This window comes from Corynebacterium sp. 1103A (assembly GCF_055700955.1).
In genome coordinates this window covers 50,452-71,276 of the sequence record NZ_JASTTF010000004.1, presented here as the reverse complement: position 1 = coordinate 71,276, position 20,825 = coordinate 50,452, and the positions used below count along the sequence as shown (strand labels likewise).

The 20,825-nt window shown below is 65.1% G+C and carries 18 protein-coding genes and 2 tRNA genes; 17 read left to right on the top strand and 3 right to left on the bottom strand.

Features of this window, described 5'->3' with window-relative positions:
• Positions 1–122: 122 nt before the first annotated feature.
• A complete protein-coding gene (gene pepN / locus QQS52_RS04460; protein ID WP_472772756.1) occupies positions 123–2,630 on the bottom strand; it encodes an aminopeptidase N in 2,508 nt (835 codons plus the stop codon).
• 113 nt (positions 2,631–2,743) lie between these two features.
• On the opposite strand from pepN, the gene QQS52_RS04455 reads away from it, so the two are divergent.
• Positions 2,744–3,361 carry a mycothiol-dependent nitroreductase Rv2466c family protein gene (locus QQS52_RS04455; protein ID WP_472772755.1) on the top strand — a complete coding sequence of 206 codons (618 nt, stop codon included), beginning with the start codon at positions 2,744–2,746 and terminating at the stop codon, positions 3,359–3,361.
• A 22-nt stretch (positions 3,362–3,383) separates the two neighbouring features.
• Positions 3,384–3,857: a ribose-5-phosphate isomerase gene (locus QQS52_RS04450; protein WP_296206562.1), complete on the top strand. Its 474-nt coding sequence runs from the start codon at positions 3,384–3,386 to the stop codon at positions 3,855–3,857.
• A gap of 106 nt (positions 3,858–3,963) precedes the next feature.
• Here QQS52_RS04450 and QQS52_RS04445 read toward each other — a convergent pair whose 3' ends face one another.
• Positions 3,964–4,737 carry a DUF1542 domain-containing protein gene (locus QQS52_RS04445; RefSeq protein WP_472772754.1) on the bottom strand — a complete coding sequence of 258 codons (774 nt, stop codon included), beginning with the start codon at positions 4,735–4,737 and terminating at the stop codon, positions 3,964–3,966.
• Between the two features lie 242 nt (positions 4,738–4,979).
• Between QQS52_RS04445 and QQS52_RS04440 the strand changes: the two genes are divergently transcribed.
• From QQS52_RS04440 to clpX, 9 genes are all read left to right on the top strand, one after another.
• Positions 4,980–5,054: transfer RNA gene (locus tag QQS52_RS04440), tRNA-Gly, on the top strand.
• Positions 5,055–5,159: 105 nt separating this feature from the next.
• Positions 5,160–5,768, top strand: a complete 609-nt coding sequence (locus QQS52_RS04435) for a CadD family cadmium resistance transporter (RefSeq protein ID WP_472772753.1) — start codon at positions 5,160–5,162, stop codon at positions 5,766–5,768.
• Between the two features lie 28 nt (positions 5,769–5,796).
• Positions 5,797–6,630, top strand: a complete 834-nt coding sequence (locus QQS52_RS04430; RefSeq protein WP_472772752.1) for an aldo/keto reductase — start codon at positions 5,797–5,799, stop codon at positions 6,628–6,630.
• A 142-nt stretch (positions 6,631–6,772) separates the two neighbouring features.
• Positions 6,773–6,846: transfer RNA gene (locus QQS52_RS04425), tRNA-Pro, on the top strand.
• A 105-nt stretch (positions 6,847–6,951) separates the two neighbouring features.
• Complete coding sequence (gene tig / locus QQS52_RS04420) at positions 6,952–8,307, top strand: trigger factor (RefSeq protein WP_472772751.1); 1,356 nt, start codon at positions 6,952–6,954, stop codon at positions 8,305–8,307.
• Positions 8,308–8,502: 195 nt separating this feature from the next.
• On the top strand, positions 8,503–9,102 hold the full coding sequence (locus tag QQS52_RS04415; protein ID WP_472772750.1) for an ATP-dependent Clp protease proteolytic subunit: 600 nt from the start codon (positions 8,503–8,505) through the stop codon (positions 9,100–9,102).
• A gap of 52 nt (positions 9,103–9,154) precedes the next feature.
• Entirely contained in the window at positions 9,155–9,778 is a 624-nt protein-coding gene (locus QQS52_RS04410; RefSeq protein WP_070769069.1) for an ATP-dependent Clp protease proteolytic subunit, read from the top strand.
• A gap of 276 nt (positions 9,779–10,054) precedes the next feature.
• Positions 10,055–11,593: a peptide MFS transporter gene (locus QQS52_RS04405; RefSeq protein ID WP_472772749.1), complete on the top strand. Its 1,539-nt coding sequence runs from the start codon at positions 10,055–10,057 to the stop codon at positions 11,591–11,593.
• Positions 11,594–11,672: 79 nt separating this feature from the next.
• The gene (gene clpX, locus QQS52_RS04400) at positions 11,673–12,974 is read left to right on the top strand and encodes an ATP-dependent Clp protease ATP-binding subunit ClpX (RefSeq protein WP_472772748.1); all 1,302 of its coding nucleotides are present in this window, start codon (positions 11,673–11,675) and stop codon (positions 12,972–12,974) included.
• 118 nt (positions 12,975–13,092) lie between these two features.
• Here clpX and QQS52_RS04395 read toward each other — a convergent pair whose 3' ends face one another.
• Positions 13,093–13,809, bottom strand: a complete 717-nt coding sequence (locus QQS52_RS04395; RefSeq protein ID WP_472772747.1) for a TetR/AcrR family transcriptional regulator — start codon at positions 13,807–13,809, stop codon at positions 13,093–13,095.
• Between the two features lie 252 nt (positions 13,810–14,061).
• On the opposite strand from QQS52_RS04395, the gene QQS52_RS04390 reads away from it, so the two are divergent.
• The 6 genes from QQS52_RS04390 (at position 14,062) to ndk (ending at position 20,749) form a co-directional block, all read left to right on the top strand.
• Complete coding sequence (locus QQS52_RS04390; protein ID WP_472772746.1) at positions 14,062–15,081, top strand: malate dehydrogenase; 1,020 nt, start codon at positions 14,062–14,064, stop codon at positions 15,079–15,081.
• 75 nt (positions 15,082–15,156) lie between these two features.
• Positions 15,157–17,889 (top strand): valine--tRNA ligase, encoded by a 2,733-nt coding sequence (locus tag QQS52_RS04385; RefSeq protein ID WP_472772745.1) that lies wholly within the window; start codon positions 15,157–15,159, stop codon positions 17,887–17,889.
• Between the two features lie 86 nt (positions 17,890–17,975).
• Complete coding sequence (folC, locus tag QQS52_RS04380; RefSeq protein WP_472772869.1) at positions 17,976–19,481, top strand: bifunctional tetrahydrofolate synthase/dihydrofolate synthase; 1,506 nt, start codon at positions 17,976–17,978, stop codon at positions 19,479–19,481.
• A complete protein-coding gene (locus QQS52_RS04375) occupies positions 19,478–19,915 on the top strand; it encodes a DUF4233 domain-containing protein (RefSeq protein WP_472772744.1) in 438 nt (145 codons plus the stop codon). Before folC ends, QQS52_RS04375 begins: the two co-directional genes overlap by 4 nt.
• A 10-nt stretch (positions 19,916–19,925) precedes the next feature.
• Positions 19,926–20,258, top strand: a complete 333-nt coding sequence (locus QQS52_RS04370) for a hypothetical protein (RefSeq protein ID WP_472772743.1) — start codon at positions 19,926–19,928, stop codon at positions 20,256–20,258.
• Positions 20,259–20,338: 80 nt separating this feature from the next.
• Positions 20,339–20,749, top strand: coding sequence for a nucleoside-diphosphate kinase (gene ndk, locus QQS52_RS04365; protein ID WP_070769091.1), 411 nt, complete (start codon positions 20,339–20,341; stop codon positions 20,747–20,749).
• Positions 20,750–20,825: the final 76 nt, after the last annotated feature.

Here is a 20,825-nt window from a genome sequence, read left to right as displayed (position 1 = left end):
GAAAAATATTATCGAACCGGGCATAACCGGGCATAACGAAAGCGGCGAGCTAATAATCACAGCTCGCCGCTTAGTGGTTTTGGGTGCAAATCTGCTAAAATCCCAGCGTAACGCCCATCCTGTTAGCTGGCGTCCACCGCCCGGTTGCGCACCGCGCGGGCGGTGCGGTCACGCTGCTCGGTCACCACGCGGCGCAGTCCGGTGGGCAGATCGCGGCGCAGGAATTCCTCGGCGCGATCCACGGTTGCCTGGCTGACGTCCCAGGACGGGAAGAGGCCGGTGACCGTCGCCAGGGCGATCTCGTGGGACTGGCCGTCCCAGATCTTTTCTGCCACCTCGAAGTAGCCCTCGCTGGGCAGGTTGTCTTCCGCGCCGGGGAAGACCAGGCCAGCCAGCTTTGAGCCGGTGTCCCGGTTGCCCAGCTGGCCGTCGACGAGCTCGCGCCAGACCGCCTTCTTGTTTTCAGCGGTGTTGATAGCCGCGCGCGCCTTGAGAGAAGCCTGGTAGCCGGTGGCGGAGTTGTCGCGCTCGAGCTCGGCATCGATGAGCTTGTCCGCGTCCTCCACGGCCCCACCGGCGACCAGGGCGGCCACGGCGCGCCAGCGCATGCCGTTGTCCTCGGAGTCCTCCAGCACCTCGCGGAAGTAATCGCGGGAGGCCTCAGTCAGCGGCAGGGCTCCTAGGGCCTTGGCGAAGACCAGGCGGCGCTGCTCGTCGTCGCTGCGGGCGCCTGCCAAAATGGCATCGGCCAACAGGGTAGTGTCCTTGGCCCAGGTGGGATCGGCGTAGCGCAGCTGGGCCTGCACGGCCTGGGTGAGGATGCGCTCGAGGACCGACAGTTCGGTCTCTGCGGCCGCGCCGCGGGCGACCAGGGCGATGAAGTCCCGGGCGCGCATGCTGCCCGCGCGGGTCATCTCCCAGGCGGCGGACCAGCATAGGGTGCGCGCCATCGGATCGGCGATCTTGTCGATGTTGTCCACCACGAAGTCGCGGGAGGCGGGGTCCAGATCCTGCAGAGCGTAGGTCAGATCGTCGTCGTTGACCAGGACCAGGTCCGCGGCCGGGGCGCCGACCAGCTCGGCGACGTCGGTGCGGGCGCCGTCGATGTCCAGCTCGACGCGCTGATAGCGGGTGACCTTCCCGTCGTCCAGGCGGTAGAGCCCTACGGCCACGCGGTGGGTGCGCAGGGTATCCCCGGACTGCTCGACGGCGAAGTCCGTGTAGGCGCCGTTGTCCACGTTAAAGCTGGCCTTGAGCGAGTTCACGCCGATGGTCTTGAGCCACTGCTTAGCCCAGAAAGATAGGTCGCGGCCGGAGGCCTCGGTCAGGTGGCGCAGCAGGTCGTCGAAGGTGGCGTTGCCCCAGGCGTGGGCGGCAAAGTGGCGGCGCACCCCGGCGAAGAAGTTCTCGCGGCCGACGTAGGCCTGCAGCTGCTTAAGCACGCTGGCGCCCTTGGCGTAGGTAATCCCGTCGAAGTTCTGCTCGACGGTCTCGATGTCCGAGGCGTCCGTGGAGATGGGGTGCGTGGTGGGCAGCTGGTCCTGCTGGTAAGCCCAGGCCTTCTCCACGTTGGCGAAGGTTACCCAGGCCGTGTCGTACTGGGTCTGCTCCGCCTGGGAGATGGCAGCGGACCAGGTGGCGAAGGACTCGTTGAGCCACAGGTCATTCCACCACTGCATGGTCACCAGGTCCCCGAACCACATGTGTGCCAGCTCGTGGAGGATGGTGTCCGCGCGGCGCTCGTACATGTAGTGGGTGGCCTGGGAGGCGAAGACGTACTCGTCGCGGATGGTCACACAGCCGGCGTTTTCCATGGCGCCGGCGTTGAACTCCGGCACGAAGATCTGGTCGTACTTGCCGTAGGGGTAGGCGAAGCCGAAGTTGCGGTGGTAGAAGTCAAAGCCCTGCTTGGTCTCGGTGAACAGGCGCTTGTGGTCCAGGTGCTCGGCCAGGGACTGGCGGCAGTACAGACCCAGCGGGACCTCTAGGTCCTGGGCGGGCTGGCCCTCCGGGTGGGCGAAAAGCTGTCCGCGCCAGGTGTCGGTGAACTCGACGTAAGGGCCGGCGCACACGGCGATCAGGTAGGTCGACAGCGGGTAGTCCAGGTGGCAGCTAAAGGTATTGCCGCGCTGGGTCACTGGCCCGTTGGTGATAACCCGCCAGCCCACCGGCACGGCGAAGGACAAGTCGTAGGTCGCCTTGAGATCGGGCTGGTCGAAGCAGGCGAAGACCCGCTTGGCGTCGGCGGTCTCGAACTGGGTGTACAGGTAGGGCTGGTCATCGGCCGGGTCGACGAAGCGGTGCAGGCCCTCTCCCGTGCGGGAGTAGGGGATGCGGGCGGTGACCTCGATGGTGTAATCCGCGACCTGTAGGCCGGACAGCGGGATGCCGAACTCCGGCTCGTAGGCGGCGGTCGGCAGGGGAGCCCCGCTCAGGCGCACGTCCAGGATCTCCTCGGCGCGCAGATCCAGGAAGGTGCTGCCCGGGCGCAGGCACGAAAAGTCCACGCGGGTGGTGGAGATGAAGTGCGTGTCCGACTGCGTTAAGTCCAAGGCGACGTCGTAATGGTTGACTCGCAGCATCTGCGAGCGATGCTGGGCCTCGTCACGAGTCAAGTTTGTCGAGGTCATAGCTGTCTTACCTCCTAGGTGGTGAATTTTAGGCTACGGTCCAGCCTAGCCGTCGCCTAGGCTGGGGTGCGCAGAAATCCTTAAGCAACCAAAGAATTTAGGAGAAAACGTTCATGACTCAGCAGGTGAAGTTCTGGTTCGACGTCTCGTGCCCGTTCGCTTGGGCCACCTCGCGGTGGATCAAGGAGGCCGAGAAGGTCCGCGACATCGAGGTCACCTTCGTGCCGATGTCTCTGTCCGTGCTCAACGAGGGCCGCGATCTGGACCCGGCCTACCTAGAGGCCATGGAGGCCAACTGGAGCCCGGCCCGCGTCTTCGCCCGCGTGGCCACGCAGGAGCCGGCCAAAGTCGACGAGCTCTACACGGCGATGGGCACCCTGGTCCACGTGGACGGCAACGCAGGCAAGAAGGGCTACGGCGCTTATGACGAGGTAATCACCCAGGCCCTCGACCAGGCCGGCCTGGACGCGGCCTACGCCGAGGTAGCGAATACCACCGACGCCGACCAGGAGCTGAAGCGCTTCCACCAGGAGGGCATCGATTCGGTCGGCGAGGACGTCGGCACCCCGGTGGTCAAGCTGGGCGAGACCGCCTTCTTCGGCCCGGTCATCACCCGCGTCCCGCGCGGCGAGGAGGCCGGCGAGCTTTTCGATGCCGCCGTCAAGCTCGCGGAGTTCCCCTATTTCTTCGAGCTCAAGCGGACCCGCACCGAGATGCCGGCGGCCGAGTAGGCCCGGCGGTAGGATAAGAATTATGCGCGTATACCTAGGAGCAGATCACGCAGGTTTTGAGACCAAAAACCTGATTGCACAGCACTTGTCCGACGCCGGCCACGAGGTCATCGATTGCGGCGCCCACACCCTCGACCCGGAGGATGACTACCCGGCGTTTTGCATCGAGGCAGCCCAGCGCACGGTCAACGACCCGGGTTCTTTGGGGATCGTGCTGGGCGGCTCCGGCAACGGTGAGCAGATTGCGGCCAACAAGGTCGAGGGCGCGCGCTGCGCCCTCGCGTGGTCGGAAGAGACCGCGCGCCTAGCCCGCGAGCACAACAACGCCCAGCTCATCGGCATCGGCGGCCGCATGCACACCCCGGAGCAGGCCCTGGCCATCGTGGACGCCTTCCTGGACCAGGAATGGTCGGGCGCGGAGCGCCACCAGCGCCGGATCGACATCCTGGCCGACTACGAGCGCACCGGGATCGCCCCGGAGGTACCGGAGGCTTAAGCTAGCTAGCCAGCCTGCTAGTTAGGCCTATCTAGTCAGACGAAAGGCGCCGGGGAGAACACCACTACAAGTGCTTCTCCCCGGCGCCTTTGTGCGGACGCTTCGCTTAGAAGTCGAAGTCGAAGCCGTCGCCGCCGAGCAGGCCGCCGTCAAAGATGCCGCCGTCGAAGAGTCCGCCGCCGTCGCCCATGTCCCCGGCGTCGCCGGCGTCCCCCATGTCGCCGCCGTCGCTGAAGTCGCCGGCGGCCGCCTCCTCGCCGGAGTAGCCGACGCCGGCCATGCCGGCGAACATGGCGTTAAACATCATGGAATAGCCCATCATCCATACGCCGGTAGCCATGGCGTCCGCCCACCACGGGCGGGAGTACCAGCCGGCCGGGACCGGGCGGCCGGCCACCGTGCCGCCGGGGTAGTAGTTCGGGGTCTCGTCGGACGCGTACGGGGAGGCGGTGATCTCCTGGCCGCCGGCGTCGACCGTGCGGCGTTCGGTGACCTTTCCGGCCTTGCGCTGGCCCTCCAGCGGGGGCAGCTGCGGGCCCGGATCCATGCCCATGATTTCGCGCGCCGCGTTGACGTAATGCAGGCCCTCGAGCGCGGACTCGCGGGCCAGGTGCGCCTGCTTGGTGGTGTTCGCCCGCGAGATAGCGGAATTCGCCGCGGTGAAACGCTCCGAGGCATCCGCCATTGCCTGCTGGGAGGCCTTGTCGGTGCCGGACAGGCTCATCACCTGGCCACCCAGGCGCTCGATCCAGCGCCGCGCCTCAGCCTGCGCGTCTTCCAACTGTTGCTGCTGGCGCTGCTCGGTTTTTTTCTTGTTGTTGCTGCTGGTCCACCAGGCCATGCCGCCGCCGACCACGATAAGAAGGATGAGCAAATCCATGTCTAAAAAGTTCACTTCCCGATAATCGAGTGTTGTCTCCCGCGCCAGGCGGGCCAGGTGGGCCCCGGCGCGGGGTACTTCTCTGGGTACCTATTAGGTTAAACGCCAGACTATCCCGAAAAGTTCCCTCCCGTTGAGCTTTAGGGGGCACGTTCGGTGAGGGCCCACGGCCCGCCCGGGCGGTTTTGGGCGCGGCCCAAACCATGCGCTATCATTGTTCCCGCGCCTTTAAAAGGGGCAGTGGGAATGTCGTATAGTGGCTAATACCTCAGCCTTCCAAGCTGAAGACGCGGGTTCGATTCCCGTCATTCCCTCCAAGCAACGCCGAAGATGCAGCGCATTGGAAAAGTCCAGTAGCCTGGTCTTCGGCGTTTTTCGTACGGGCGCGAAAAATGATCCTGTGGTGCTGGGGGAAGGGGAGTGTGGTGGGAACTATCCTGACCGCGGTCGTGGTCTTTATCTCGACCTCGATTGACTACCTAGTCGTGCTGACCATCCTGTTCGCCACGCAGGGCGCGCGCCACGGCCGCGCCATCTACGGCGGCCAGTACTTGGGCACCGGGATCCTGGTGGTGGCCAGCCTGGCCGCGGCGGTTTTGTTAAACCTCATCCCGCACGACTGGGGCATCGGCCTGCTGGGGCTAATCCCCATCGCGCTCGGCATCCGGGTGCTGGTCGTGGACGAGGACGTCGACGAAGATGAGATCGCGGACAAGGTTCGCGGCCGTGGCTCCAAGCTGGCCGCGTTTACCGCGCTGACCCTGGCGCTGGGAGGGGACAACCTGGGCGTCTACGTGCCCTATTTCAGCCGGACCACCGGGCCGCAGATCCTTGTCATCCTCGCCGTATTCGCGGTGGGGATCTTCCTGCTGTGCCAGCTGTCCCGGCGGCTAGCGAAGATCCCGGCCATTGGGGAGACGGTGGAGAAATATGAGAAAGCCATCGTGCCCGTGGTCTTCATCGGGCTTGGCGTCTACCTGCTGGTGGAAAACGGTACCGTCGGCTTCCTCTGGGGCGCGTTCACGCCTTAAAAAGCGCGGTTTCAGTACAGTGGGGCGCATGAACGTACCAATGATTGAGCTCAACGACGGCAACCGCATCCCGCAGCTGGGCTACGGCGTCTTCCAGGTGGACCCAGACAAGACCGAAAAGCTGGTCGCCGAAGCCCTGCGCCAGGGCCTCCGGCACATCGATACCGCCGCCATCTACGGCAACGAAGAGGGCGTGGGCCGGGCGATTGCCGCCTCCGGCATCCCGCGCCACGAGCTGTTTATCACCACCAAGCTGTGGAACGACAACCAGCTCAACGCGGCGGAAGCGCTGGATGCCTCCCTGGGCAAGCTGGGGCTCGATTACGTCGATCTCTATCTCATCCATTGGCCCGTGCCCGCCGACGGCAACTACGTGGAGGCTTGGAAGCAGCTGATTGAGTTGCGCGAGGCCGGCAAGGCGAAGTCCATCGGCGTGTCCAACTTCCTGCCCGAGCACCTCGACCAGCTGGAGATGAACACGGACGTCACCCCGGCCGTCAACCAGATCGAGCTGCACCCGTACTTCCAGCAGTGGAAGGACATCGACGCCGCCCGGGCCCACGGCATCAAGGTCGAGGCCTGGGGGCCGTTGGGCCAGGGCAAGACCGATATCTTCGAGCAGCCGGAAATCACCGACCCGGCCGAGGCCCACGGCGTCAGCCCGGCGCAAGTGATTATCCGCTGGCACCTGCAGAACGGGACCATCGTCTTCCCGAAGACCGCCAGCCCGGAGCGCATCCGTGAAAACTTCGACGTCTTCGGCTTCGAGCTGAGCGAGGACGAGATGGCCGGCATAACCTCGCTGGACCGCGGCGAGGAAGGCCGGGGCGGTGCGCACCCGTCGGAGATGGACGCGAAATAGCGGCTAATTGGTCGCGCCGTGCGCCCCGAGCCTGCGGAAACCGGGCCAACCGGTACCCGGAGTTGGGCATAGCGCGGCGGCATCGGTAAGCTTAGGCGAGCAACGCCGGCGCGGGGTTTCCGCGCTGGCAGGGCAAGCTATACGGGGCGTGGCGCAGCTTGGTAGCGCACCTGCTTTGGGAGCAGGGGGTCGCAGGTTCAAATCCTGTCGCCCCGACGTATAGGGGCCTGTCAGCCACCCTCATGCGAGGTGCTGCCGGGCCCCTTGTTTATACTCTGTACCAGAAATCCTTCTACCAATTGAGAGCCAGGAGAGTTACTCGTGAAGACTACCGTCGACAAGCTGAGCGACACCCGCGTTAAGCTCACCGTCAACGTCCCGTTCGCAGAGCTGGATAAAGAGATTGATCAGGCCTACGCCGCAATCGCCCAGCAGGTTGCCATCCCGGGCTTCCGCAAGGGCAAGGCGCCGCGCCAGCTTATCGATGCCCGCTTCGGCCGCGGCCCGATCCTCGAGCAGGTCGTCAACGACATGCTGCCGTCCCGCTACGAGCAGGCCGTTACCGAAAACGACCTGAAGGTCATCGGCCAGCCGGACGTGGATATCTCTAAGATCGAAGACAAGGACTTCGTGGAGTTTACCGCCGAGGTCGACGTCCGCCCGGAGATCGAGGTACCGGACTTTGCGGACCTGTCCGTCACCGTCCCGGCCATCACCGTCGAGGACACCGACGTGGACAAGGAGCTGGAGAACCTGCAGGAGCGGTTCGGTGAACTCAAGGACACCAAGCGCAAGATGAAGACCGGCGACATCGCCGTCATCGATCTCACCGCTGAGGTTGACGGCAAGAAGATCGACGAGGCTTCCACCGAGGGCCTGAACTACCGCATCGGCGACGACGACCTCATCAAGGGTCTGGACACTGCCCTGCGCGGCCTGAAGACCGACGAGGACGCCGAGTTCACCGCCAAGCTGGAGTCCGGCGAGCACAAGGGCGAAGAGGCCACCATCAAGGTTCACGTCCAGCAGACCAAGGAGCGCAAGCTGCCGGACCTGGATGACGAGTTCGCCCAGCTGGCCAGCGAGTTCGACACCATCGACGAGCTGCGCGATGCCACCAAGACTCAGGTCGAGGAGCAGAAGAAGGCCCAGCAGGCCGGCAACATCCGCGACGAGGTCCTGAAGGCCGCCCTGGACAAGGTCTCCTTCGAGCTGCCGGAGTCCATCGTGGAAGAGCAGGCACACGCCCAGCTGCACCAGGTCCTGGGCCAGCTGGCTCACGACGAGAAGGCGCTGGCGCAGCTGCTCGAGGCGCAGGGCACCACCCGCGAGGAGTTCGACGCCGACGCCCGCAAGTCCGCCGAGGAGTCCGTGCGTACTCAGCTGTTCCTGGACACCGTCGCCGAGCAGGAGCAGCCGGAGGTCTCCCAGCAGGAGCTGACCGACCACATCCTGTTCACCGCGCAGTCCTACGGCATGGACCCGAACCAGTTCGTCCAGCAGCTGCAGTCCAACGGCCAGATCGGCAATCTCTTCGCCGACGTCCGCCGCGGCAAGGCCCTGGCCGCCGCTATCTGCCGCGTTGACGTCAAGGACGAGGACGGCAAAAAGATCGACGTCGACCAGTACTTCGGCGAGATCGACGAGGACGAGGACGAGGCAACCGACTCCGAGTAAGGTCGCCTCCCGCCGTGCTTTTATCGGCCGCGGCGGGGACCGCCTAGCCCAGCTTCGGCTGGGCTTTTCGTCTGTCTGCGGCGGCTGCACCGCGGCTGCAACGCTGACAGCGAACACGTCCCACGGGAGGCGGGAAAGACAGTATCGTGGGTCGTATTAAGACAAAGATCCGTCACCAAGGAGATTATGAATTCTATGTCTGACTGTATTCAGATGACCTCGCCGGCACCGGGCATGAACCTAGGCGACAGCGTCTACGAGCGCCTGCTGCGCGAGCGCATCATCTTCCTGGGTACCCAGGTTGATGACGAGATTGCCAATAAGCTCTGCGCCCAGATCCTGCTGTTGTCCGCCGAGGACCCGACGCGTGATATTTCCCTCTACATCAACTCCCCGGGTGGCTCGGTGACCGCCGGCATGGCCATTTACGACACCATGAAGTACTCGCCGTGTGACGTCGCCACCTACGGCATGGGCTTGGCCGCCTCCATGGGTCAGTTCCTGCTCTCCGGCGGCACCAAGGGCAAGCGTTTCGCCCTGCCGCATGCCCGCATCATGATGCACCAGCCCTCCGCCGGCGTGGGCGGCACCGCCGCGGATATCGCCATCCAGGCCGAACAGTTCGCCGCCACCAAGCGCGAGATGGCCGAACTCATCGCTGAGCACACCGGCCAGACCTTCGAGCAGATTACGAAGGACTCGGACCGCGACCGCTGGTTCACCGCCGCGCAGGCGAAGGACTACGGCATCGTCGACCACGTCATCGAGACCGTCAACGGCCCCATCAACAACTAGAACTAGGTAGCACCACACCACCTAAAGCTCAGAAGCAAGGAGAATTTTTAATATGACGCAATCGCAGATGCCTTCTTCCCGCTACGTGCTGCCGTCGTTCATCGAGCAGTCCGCGCAGGGGACCAAGGAGACCAACCCGTACTCGAAGCTCTTCGAAGAGCGCATCATCTTCCTGGGCACCCAGGTCGATGACACTTCCGCTAACGATGTCATGGCGCAGCTGCTAGTCCTGGAAGCCCAGGACCCGGACCGCGACATCACCATGTACATCAACTCCCCGGGCGGTTCTTTCACCGCACTGATGGCTATTTACGACACTATGCGTTACGTGCGCCCTGACGTGCAGACCGTTTGCCTGGGCCAGGCGGCCTCCGCCGCGGCGGTCCTGCTGGCTGCCGGCGCTCCGGGCAAGCGCGCCGCGCTGCCGAACGCCCGCGTGCTCATCCACCAGCCCGCCACCCAGGGTACCCAGGGCCAGGTCTCCGACCTGGAGATCCAGGCCGCCGAGATCGAGCGCATGCGCAAGCTGATGGAGAATACGCTGGCCGAGCACACCGGCCGCACGGCCGAGCAGGTGCGCATCGACACCGACCGCGACAAGATCCTAACCGCCGAAGAGGCCAAGGAATACGGCATCATCGACCAGGTCTTTGAATACCGCAAGCTAAACTCCTAAGTTCAGGGGTAATCCTTGTGAGACTTAAGGCCCGCCGCCGGCACAGCCCCCGGCCGCGGGCCTTTCATATGGGGTGGCACGCGGCCGCCGCGCGCGGGGCGGGGACTGCGTAAGCGAAAACTATCAGTGGCCGGGAATTGCCCTGCTCAGCCGGGGCACCGCCGGCCGGCCTGACTCGTCCGACCGGGCGGGAAGGGCGAGGTAGCCCACCAGAAAACGGGGGTGGCAGATCCCACATTAATTGCGTTGTGGCGTGGAAGGTGGCTATATATTTCTATGCCACGAATCACAAACGCTCACTCAGTGTCAGACGCGTCGGGCGACGCGCACGGTGCCGGTGGCGCATCAGCCGTCGGTAAACCACAAGAAACACAACGCCAGTTCTTCGGCCACCCGTGGGGGCTGGCCAACCTCTTCGGTGTGGAGATGTGGGAGCGTTTCAGCTTCTACGGCATGCAGGCGCTGGTCCTGTTGTACATGTACTACTCCGTGTCCGAGGGCGGCCTGGAGATCCCCAAGGCGGCGGCAACCTCCATCGTCGGCGCCTACGGCGGCCTGGTCTACATGGCCTGCCTGTTAGCCTCCCTGGTAGCCGACCGCGTGCTCGGCGCGGAACGCACCCTGTACTACTCGGCCATCATGGTCATGCTGGGTCACCTGGCGCTGGCCTTCATCCCCGCGGTCACCGGCCTGGCCATCGGCCTGGTGCTCATCGCCGTGGGGTCCGGCGGCGTGAAGACCACGGCGCAGGTGGTTCTGGGCGCGCTGTACTCGCGCGATGATCCTCGTCGCGATGGCGGGTTCTCCATCTTCTATATGGGCGTTAATATCGGCGCGCTCTTTGGCCCCCTGATTACCACGCTCCTGTGGGGCTGGCAGGGCTTCCACTGGGGCTTCGGTATCGCCGCCGTGGGCATGTTCTTCGGCCTGGTCCAGTACACCCTCATGCGCGGCAGCACCATCAAGGAAGCCGGCCACGAGGTCCCGAACCCGGTCTCGCGGCAGCAGCTAATGATGGCCCTGGCCGTCCTGGCTGTCATCGTCGTCGTGTGCGTGTGGCTTATCGCCTCCGGCGTGGTCAAGCTGGAGTGGCTGTCCAACATCGTCACCGTCGTGGCCTTCCTCGCCGCGGTGACGCTGTGGCTGCAGATGTACCGCTCCCGCCTGACCACCCCGCAGGAGCGCGGCCGCCTGCTCGGTTTTATCCCGATGTTCGTCTCCGGCGTGCTCTTCTTCGGCATCTTCCAGCAGCAGTTCACCGTGCTGACCATCTACTCCGATATGCGCCTGGACCGCCACATCTTTGGCATCGAGATCCCGCCGTCGATGGTCCAGCTCATTAACCCGATCTTCATCGTCATCTTTTCCAGTGTTTTCGCCTTCATCTGGACCAAGCTGGGTGACCGCCAGTGGTCGACGCCGACCAAGTTCGGCATTGCCAACGTCATCATCGGCGTCTCGCTGTTCTTCTTCCTGCCGTTCAGCGGCGGCGGCCCAAACTCCACCCCGATGTTCGCCATCATCTGGATCCTCTTCCTGTTCACCATGGGCGAGCTGCTGCTGTCGCCGGTGGGCAACTCTCTGGCGACCAAGGTCGCCCCGGAGGCCTTCCCGTCGCGCATGATGGCGGTGTGGATGATGGCCGTGGCCATGGGCACCTCCCTGGCGGGCACGCTGGCCGGCTTCTACAACCCGGATGACGCCGGCGCGGAAAACACGTTCTTCATCACTCTGGCCATCGTTTCCATCGCTCTGGGCGTGATCTTGTTGGCGCTCGCCAAGTGGGTAGTTAGCAAGTTCGCTACCTTCCGCTAAGGCGCGCCGGCTGCGTCGGGTGGGCGTGGTACGGTTGCTGGGATAAAGGAAATTGTGCCCTATGTGTTGAGAGGGTTTAATGGCACGTATGCAAGAAAGCGCGGATCTGCTCAAGTGTTCCTTCTGCGGCAAGAGCCAGAAGCAGGTTAAGAAACTCATCGCCGGCGGCGGTGTGTACATCTGCGATGAGTGCATTGAGCTGTGTAACGAAATTATCGAGGAAGAACTGGGCGCGGCCCAGGCCGAGCAGGCCGAGAAGGAAGAAGTTCGGCTGCCCCGGCCCTCGGAAATCTCGGCCTTCTTGGATAACTACGTCATCGGCCAGGACCAGGCCAAGCGGGTGCTGTCCGTGGCGGTCTACAACCACTACAAGCGCATCAAGGTGGAGGAGGCTGCCGCTGCCCGCGGCGGCAAGCGCTCTAAGAAGGAACCGGAAGACACGGTCGAAATCGCCAAGTCCAACATCCTGATGTTGGGCCCGACCGGCTCCGGCAAGACCTACCTGGCCCAGACCCTGGCGCGCATGCTGGACGTGCCGTTTGCCATCGCGGACGCGACCTCCCTGACCGAGGCCGGCTACGTAGGTGAAGACGTGGAAAACATCCTGCTGAAGCTGCTCCAGGCCGCGGATTTCGACGTGGAAAAGGCCCAGCGTGGCATCATCTACGTTGACGAGATCGACAAGATTTCCCGCAAGTCGGACAACCCGTCCATCACCCGTGACGTCTCGGGCGAGGGCGTGCAGCAGGCCCTGTTGAAAATCCTGGAGGGCACCGTCGCGGCCATCCCGCCGCAGGGCGGGCGCAAGCACCCCAACCAGGAATTCATCCAGGTGGACACCTCCAACATCCTGTTCATCGTGGCCGGCGCCTTCGCCGGTCTGGAGAAGGTCATCTCCGATCGCGTGGGCAAGAAGGGTCTGGGCTTCGGCGCCAAGCTGGAGACCCAGTCGGAGCAGGAGCGCGTCGACCTCTTCGAGGAGGTCCGCCCGGAGGATTTGGTCAAGTTCGGTCTCATCCCGGAATTCATCGGCCGCCTGCCCGTCGTAGCGACGGTGGACAACCTGGACCAGGAGTCCCTCATCCGGGTGCTCACCGAGCCGCGCAACTCCCTGGTCAAGCAGTACCAGGCCCTGTTCGTCATGGATGGCGCGGAGCTGGAGTTTGACACCGGCGCGCTGGAGGAGATTGCCAACCTCGCGCTGGAGCGCAAGACCGGCGCCCGCGGCCTGCGCGCCATCATGGAGGAGCTGCTGGTGCCCATCATGTACGACATCCCGGACCGCGAGGACATCACTGGGGTGCGCATTACCGCAGAAGTGGTCCGCGGCGAGGGCGGCCCGGAGTTCATCTACGCCGACGCCGAGGAGCAGTCGGCCTAGGTGGATGTCGTAACAGCTAAAGGCATATTTAAAGCCGGCCCGCGTTTTCGAGGAGGAAGCGCGGGCCGGCTTTTCGCTTCTGGGCGCCGGGGAAGGGGAGGGTCTCCGGCGGGCGGGGCTAGCCGTAGATGTCGCTATTGTTGTCCGCGGTGTCGACGGCCTCGCGGGCGGTGAGGTAGGACGCCTCGCCGCTGTCCGGGATGTTGGCGGTTAGGAACGCGAGCACCGCGTCCACCACCATGCGGTGCAGCCCCGCGGTGTTGGTCTCGGACTGCATGTCTATCCCCAACAGGTTGTCGATCATGTTGTGGTTGGTCACCCGGTACATGGTCAGCGAGGTGATCAGGGTGAAGATGTCGTCGGCCGAGATCCCCGGCCGGAAGGCCCCGGAGTCCTGTCCGTGGAGGAGCAGCTTGTCCAGGTGCAGGGCCACCCCGCTGACGTCGTTGACCGGCTGCCGGCCGACCACGCCGAAGACCTGCTGGGTGGTCTCCATCGCCAGCATGCGCACGGCCTCCGGGTGGGCGATGTGGCAGGCAAAGAGGGCATCGACAAGTTTGCGCACGCCCTCGACCGGGACCTCGGAGTCGACCTCGAGGTCCTCGAGCGGGGGATTGAGGCGTTCTACCGCGGCCTCGAGCGCGCGCTGGTACAGCCCGCGCTTGTCGCCGAAGTGGTAGTGCAGCATGCGCTTGGACAGGCCCGAGAGGTTGGCGATGGTCTCCATCTTGGTTTCGGTGAAACCGAACTGGGAAAACTGCTCGAGCGCGACTTCGACGGCGCGCTGGGCAGACTCGGCTCCCGTGACGGCGGTGGGAGAATCGGAGTTACCCATAGCACTATGTCCCTCTTTTTAAGAATCGCTTAGACGGATTGGTTCATTCCCTATCGTGCCGCAAATTCGCGACCCCGTCCGGTAATTGCCCCCGGGTGCGGTAAAATGCCAGTACAGCCGAGTTAGAGATGTACTTCTGCTACCTCAATTCGAGGGCAATTGGGCAGAACCTATCGCTCTACCGTTTTTGCGTCTAGACTAGGAATTTCACCAAAAACTCGAGGTGTTCTTCTGGGAAGGATGATGCACATAATGTCTAAGCCAACAGCACAGGGTGCACCGAAGCACAACGTTTCAGAACCCATCAACGTCACGGTCACCGGCGCCGCCGGGGCCATCGCCTACTCGCTGCTGTGGCGGATCGCCGCCGGCGAGGTCTTCGGCGCCGACCAGCCGGTCCGCCTGCGCCTCCTGGAGCTCGAGTCCGCCGTGCGCGCCGCCGAGGGCGTGGCCATGGAGCTGCAGGACTCCGCCTTCCCGCTCCTGGCCGGCGTGGACATCACCGCCGACGAGGATACCGCCTTCGCCGACACGAAGGCCGCCTTCCTGGTCGGCGCGCAGCCGCGTACCAAGGGCATGCAGCGCGCCGACCTGATTTCTGCCAACGCGGAGATCTTCTCCCGGCAGGGCGAGTCGCTAAACCGCGTGGCCGCCCGCGACGTGCGCGTGATGGTGGTGGGCAACCCCGCCAACACCAACGCGCTCATCGCTGCCCACCACGCGCCCGACCTGGATGATTCCCAGTTCACCGCGCTGATGCGGCTCGACCACAACCGCGCGGTCGGCCTGCTGGCCCAGCAGGTAGGCGTGCGCCCGGATGAGATTGAGAAGCTGGCCGTCTGGGGCAACCACTCGGACACCCAGTTCCCGGACATCACCTTCGCCACGGCGGGTTCCCGCCCGCTGGCGGAGGCAGTCGACCAAGGCTGGTACGAAGACACGTTCATCCCGGCCGTGGCCGGGCGCGGCTCCGAAATCATCGAGGTCCGCGGATCCTCGTCGGCGGCCTCGGCGGCCTCGGCGGCCGTGGACCACATGCACGACTGGATTTTCGGCACCCCGCAGGACGACTGGCGCACCGCGGCTATTGTCTCCGACGGCTCCTACGGCATCGACGCCGGCCTGGTGGCGGGATTTCCGACGGTCAGTCGGGACGGCCGCTGGAGAATCGTGCAGGGCCTGGAGTTAAACGATGCCCAGCGGGCCCGCATCGACGCCTCGGTCGCGCAGCTGCGCGAGGAAAAGGAAGCCGTCGCCCACCTGCTGTGCTAGCCCCGGGACAAAAACCCGCGGTCTTGCCTGGGTGGGGCCCAAAGGGGTTTGACCGACAGGGTAGAATTGGTCGGCGTGACTGAGCGTAAAAATGAGGAACTAGTAGGTACCAACCGCGCGGACGCGCTGCCCAAGTCCTGGGAGCCGCAAGAGCAGGAGACCGCCCTGTACGAGGGTTGGGTCGACGCGGGGTATTTCACCCCGGACGCCCACTCCGACAAGCCCGCCTATTCCATCGTGCTGCCGCCGCCGAACGTGACTGGCCAGCTGCACATGGGCCACGCGCTGGACCACACGCTCATCGACTCCATCATCCGCCGCAAGCGCATGCAGGGCTATGCCACGCTGTGGCTGCCGGGCGCGGACCACGCCGGTATTGCCACGCAGACCAAGGTCGAGGCCGCCCTCAAGGAATCCGAGGGCAAGGCCCGCTGGGACTACGACCGCGACGAGTTCATCGGCAAAGTCTGGGAGTGGAAGGAAAAATACGGCGGCACCATCCAGTCCCAGATGCGCGCCATTGGCGACTCCGTGGACTGGTCCCGTGAGCGCTTTACCTTGGACGACGGCCTGTCCAAGGCCGTGCAGACCATCTTCAAGATGCTCTACGACGCCGGCCTGATCTACCAGGACTACCGCCTGGTCAACTGGTCGCCGGTGCTGGAGACCGCCGTGTCCGACATGGAGGTCGTCTACGACGACGTCGAGGGCGAGCTGGTCTCCATCCGCTACGGCTCGATGGATGACAATGAGCCGCACTTGGTCGTGGCCACCACCCGTGTCGAGACCATGCTGGGCGACGTCGCCATCGCCGTCCACCCGGACGACGAGCGCTACGCCGACCTGGTGGGCAAGGAGTTCCCGCATCCGTTCCGCGACGATCTGAACCTGAAGATCATCGCCGACGACTACGTCGACATGGAATTCGGCACCGGCGCGGTCAAGATCACCCCGGCGCACGACCCGAACGACTACGCCATGGGCCAGCGCCACGGCCTGGACATGCCCATCATCATGGACACCACCGGCCACATCGCCGATACCGGCACCCAGTTCGACGGTATGACCCGCGAGGACGCCCGCGTCGCCATCCGCGAGGCGCTGGCCGAGCAGGGGCGAATTGTTAAGGAAATCCGCCCCTACGTTCACTCGGTTGGCCACTCGGAGCGCTCCGGCGAGGCCATCGAACCGCGCCTGTCCGAGCAGTGGTTCGTCAACGTCAAGGAGATGGCCAAGTACTCCAGCGAGGCGGTCCGTAAGGGAGATACCACCATCCACCCGGCCTCGCTCGAGCCGCGCTACTTCGACTGGGTCGATGACATGCACGACTGGTGCATCTCGCGCCAGCTGTGGTGGGGCCACCGGATCCCGATCTGGTACGGGCCGGAGGATGCCGACGGCAACCGCGACGTGGTCTGCGTGGGCCCGGACGAGCAGGCCCCGGCCGGCTACGAGCAGGACCCGGACGTCCTGGACACCTGGTTTAGCTCCGCGCTGTGGCCGTTTTCCACGCTGGGCTGGCCCGAAAAGACCCCGGACCTGGAGAAGTTCTACCCGACCAACGTGCTGGTCACCGCCTACGACATCCTGTTCTTCTGGGTCGCCCGCATGATGATGTTCGGCACCTTCGCCGCCACAAAGACCCCGGAGCTTCTGGGCAAGGGCACCGACGGGCGCCCGCAGGTGCCGTTTGCGGATCTCTACTTGCACGGCTTGGTGCGCGACGAGCAGGGCCGCAAGATGTCCAAGTCCCTGGGCAACGGCATTGACCCGATGGACTGGGTCCGCGACTACGGCGCGGACGCGCTGCGCTTCGCCCTGGGCCGTGGCGCCAACCCGGGCGTTGACCTGCCGCTGGGCCCGGACGCGGCCGCCTCGGCGCGTAACTTCGCCACCAAGCTCTTCAACGCCACCAAGTTCGCCCTGCTCAACGGCGCCGGCGTGGCGGAGCTGCCGGAGCGCGATGCGCTGACCGATGCCGACCGCTGGATCCTGGACCGCGCCGAGCAGGTCCGCGCCCGCGTCGACGCCTACCTGGACGATTTCCAGTTCGCCAAGGCTAACGAGCTGCTCTACCACTTCGCCTGGGACGAGCTGTGCGACTGGTACGTCGAGATCGCCAAGACCCAGATCGCGCGCGAGCCGGCCGACGAGGCCGAAAAGCAGCGCGCCCGCACCACCCAGATCGTGCTCGGCCGCGTCCTCGACGTCGTGCTGCGCCTGCTGCACCCGACCATGCCGTTTGTCACCGAGGTCCTCTGGAAGGCTCTGACCGGCGGCGAGTCCCTGGTCGTGGCCGACTGGCCGACCGCCGAGGACACCAACGGCGGCGTCGAGACCGACGAGGTCGCCGCCCGCCGCATCCAGGACGCCGAGAAGCTCATCACCGAGCTGCGCCGCTTCCGCTCCGACCAGGGGGTTAAGCCCTCCCAGAAGGTGCCGGGCCGCCTGGACTTCGCCGCCGCGGACCTGTCCGGCCAGGAGGCCCTGGTGCGCAACCTGGCCAAGACCACCGAGCCGGGCGAGGACTTTACCGAGTCCGCCTCCATCGAGGTCCGCCTGTCGCAGGCCACCGTCGAAGTCACCCTGGACACCTCTGGGGCCGTTGACGTCGCGGCCGAGCGCAAGCGCCTGGAAAAGGACCTGGCCAAGGCCAACAAGGAGCTGGAACAGACCACCAAGAAACTCGGCAACGACAACTTTCTGTCCAAGGCCCCGGAAGAGGTCGTGGAAAAGATCCGCACCCGCCAGACCGTGGCGCAGGAGGAAGTCGACCGCATCAGCGCGCGTTTGGAGGCGCTCAAGTAGTGACTGACCGTACCGGAAACGGCGGCAACGGCCGCGAGCAGGACCGCGATAAAGGCCGCGATAAGGGCCAAGAGAACGAATACGAGATCGTCGACGCCCTCAAGGAGGGCACCGAGGGCTCACCGGTGGAAATCACCGAGTCGGGACTCACGCTCAACCTGGGCGGGGCAGAGGACTATTCCGCGCCCGCGCCGGAGACCGTCAGCGCCGAGGAACTGCGCGAGCTCGCCGAGGTCGAAGAGGAACTCAACGCCCGGTGGCCGGAGACGAAGATCGAGCCCTCGCTGGAGCGCATTGAGAAGCTCATGGACCTGCTCGGCCACCCGGAGCGGGCCTTCCAGGCCATCCACGTGGCCGGCACCAACGGCAAGTCCTCGACGTCGCGGATGATCGACTCGCTGCTGCGGGCCTTCCACCGCCGGGTCGGCCTGTTGACCAGCCCGCACTTGCAGCGGGTGACCGAGCGCGTCGGCATCGACGGCAAGCCCATTCACCCGCGCGACTACGTGCGCATCTGGCGCGAAATCCGGCCCTACGTGGAGATGGTGGACGCCGAGTCGTTGGCGGCCGGCGGCCCGGCCATGTCCAAGTTCGAGGTCTTGGTGGCCATCGCTTATGCCGCCTTTGCCGATGCCCCGGTCGACGTCGCCGTCATCGAGGTCGGCATGGGCGGGCGCTGGGACGCGACCAACGTGGTCAACTCCGAGGTCGCGGTCGTCTGCCCGGTGGGCATGGACCACACCGATTACCTGGGCGATACCCTCGCCGAAATCGCGGGGGAGAAGGCCGGCATCATCAAGGCCCGCCCGGACGCCGACGACCCCATCACCCCGGCCGAGAACATCGCCATCCTGGCGGAGCAGGAGCCGGAAGCCATGGAGGTTCTGCTGCAGCAGGCCGTGGCCGTGGACGCGGGCGTGGCGCGCGCCGGCAGCGAGTTCGCCGCGCTGGAATCCACCATCGCAGTGGGCGGCCAGCAGCTGCGCATCCAGGGCCTGGGCGGCCTGTACGAGGATGTCTTCTTGCCCCTGGCCGGCGAGCACCAGGCCCGCAATGCCGCGGTCGCCCTGGCCGCCGTGGAGGCCTTCTTCGGGGCCTCGGCCGGGCACCCGCTGGATGCGGCGAGCGTGCGCAACGGCTTCGCCCAGACCATTTCCCCGGGCCGCCTGGAGCGCATGCGGCAGTCGCCGACCACGTTCATCGACGCCGCGCACAACCCGCACGGCGCCCGCGCCCTGGCTCAGGCCCTGGGCCGGGACTTCGACTTCGCCCGCCTGGTCGGCTTGGTTGCCATCCTCGGCGACAAGGACGCTGCTGGGATCCTCACCGCGCTGGAGGACGTGCTGACCGAGATCGTCATCAGCCAGAACAGCTCCCCGCGGGCGCTGGACGCCTACGAACTGGCCGAGCTAGCCCGCGACATCTTCGGCGAGGAACGCGTCTACGTCGAGCCCGACCTGCAGTCGGCCTATGCCCAGGCTGTCGAGCTGGCCGAGGATGCGGAAATCCAGTCCGGTTCCGGTATTGTCATCACCGGATCGGTGGTCACCGCCGGTGAGGCACGCGCGATGTTTGGAAAGGAGCCGGCATGACGGACAAGCCGAAAGACGTCGGGCCCCTGGGCATGGGGCACAAGCCCGTCAAGGACCCGATTAAGGGCTTTAACGGGATGGTCATCTCCAGCACCCTGACCCTGGAGGCGCTTACCCTGGTGCTGGCGCTGCCGATGCTGCGCATGCTCTACAGCGGCGAGCTGTGGACCGGGGTCAACATCGCCATCGTCGTGGCACTGATGGTCTTCCACCTGGTAATGCTGGCCTTCGCCAGCCGTCGGTGGTCGCTGAATGTCATCCTGGCCGTGCAGGTGTTGGGTATTGTCGCTGGCCTGTTCATCCACTGGTCGATCGTGGCCATCATGGTGGTCTTCGGATTGGTCTGGCTGCTGGCGGCCTACCTGCGCTCCAACCTCATCGCGCGCATGGAGCGCGGCCTGCTGACCACCCAACACCTGGATGAGAAGGGCTAGGGAGGCCGCCGTGCGCTACGTGTATTCGCTGCTGGCCGCGCTGGCCTGTGTGGTGGTCATCCTCGCGCGCGCTTTCCACTGGCCGGGCGTGGTCATCGTGGTGGGGCTTATCGTGGCGGCCGCCTTCCTGGCGCTGGCCTTGTTCCGTGGGGACCAGAATCGCCCGGGCAAGGATCGCCCGCTGCGCCAGGCCGATTTCTCCCCGGAGCGCGAGGAAGAAATCCGCGAGCTCGTCTCCGCCGGCAAGTACGGCACCGCGGTCAAGCAGGTCCGGCTGTGGTACCGCCACGTCGGCCACGACGAGGCCGAAGCCATGGTCAGCCAGCTGACCACCGGACGTTAGCTCCACCGCCTACCGCAGTCTCGGCCCACTTTGCCGGCTCCAGTGCGAAGGATTACTCGGTATTCGGTACGATGGCCGGTATGACTGAACGTACTCTAATTCTCATCAAGCCGGACGGCGTCAAGAACGGCCACGTAGGCGAAATCATCTCCCGTATTGAGCGCAAGGGCCTCAAGCTGGTGGAGATGGATCTGCGCACCGCAGACCGCGAAACCGCAGAAAAGCACTACGCTGAGCACAAGGACAAGCCGTTCTTCGGCGAGCTCGTGGACTTTATCACCTCCGCTCCGCTGGTCGCAGGCATCGTCGAGGGCGAAAGCGCCATCGCTGCCTGGCGTCAGCTGGCCGGCGGCACCCACCCGGTCGAGAAGGCCACCCCGGGCACCATCCGCGGTGACTTCGCCCTGACCGTCGGTGAGAACGTCGTTCACGGCTCCGACTCCCCGGAGTCTGCTGAGCGCGAGATCTCCATCTGGTTCCCGAACCTCTAAGACGCACCCTCTTTACTACCCCCGCCCGCGGCGCCTGGGTATTCAGGCCCCGCGCGGGGGTTTCGTGCATTCACAG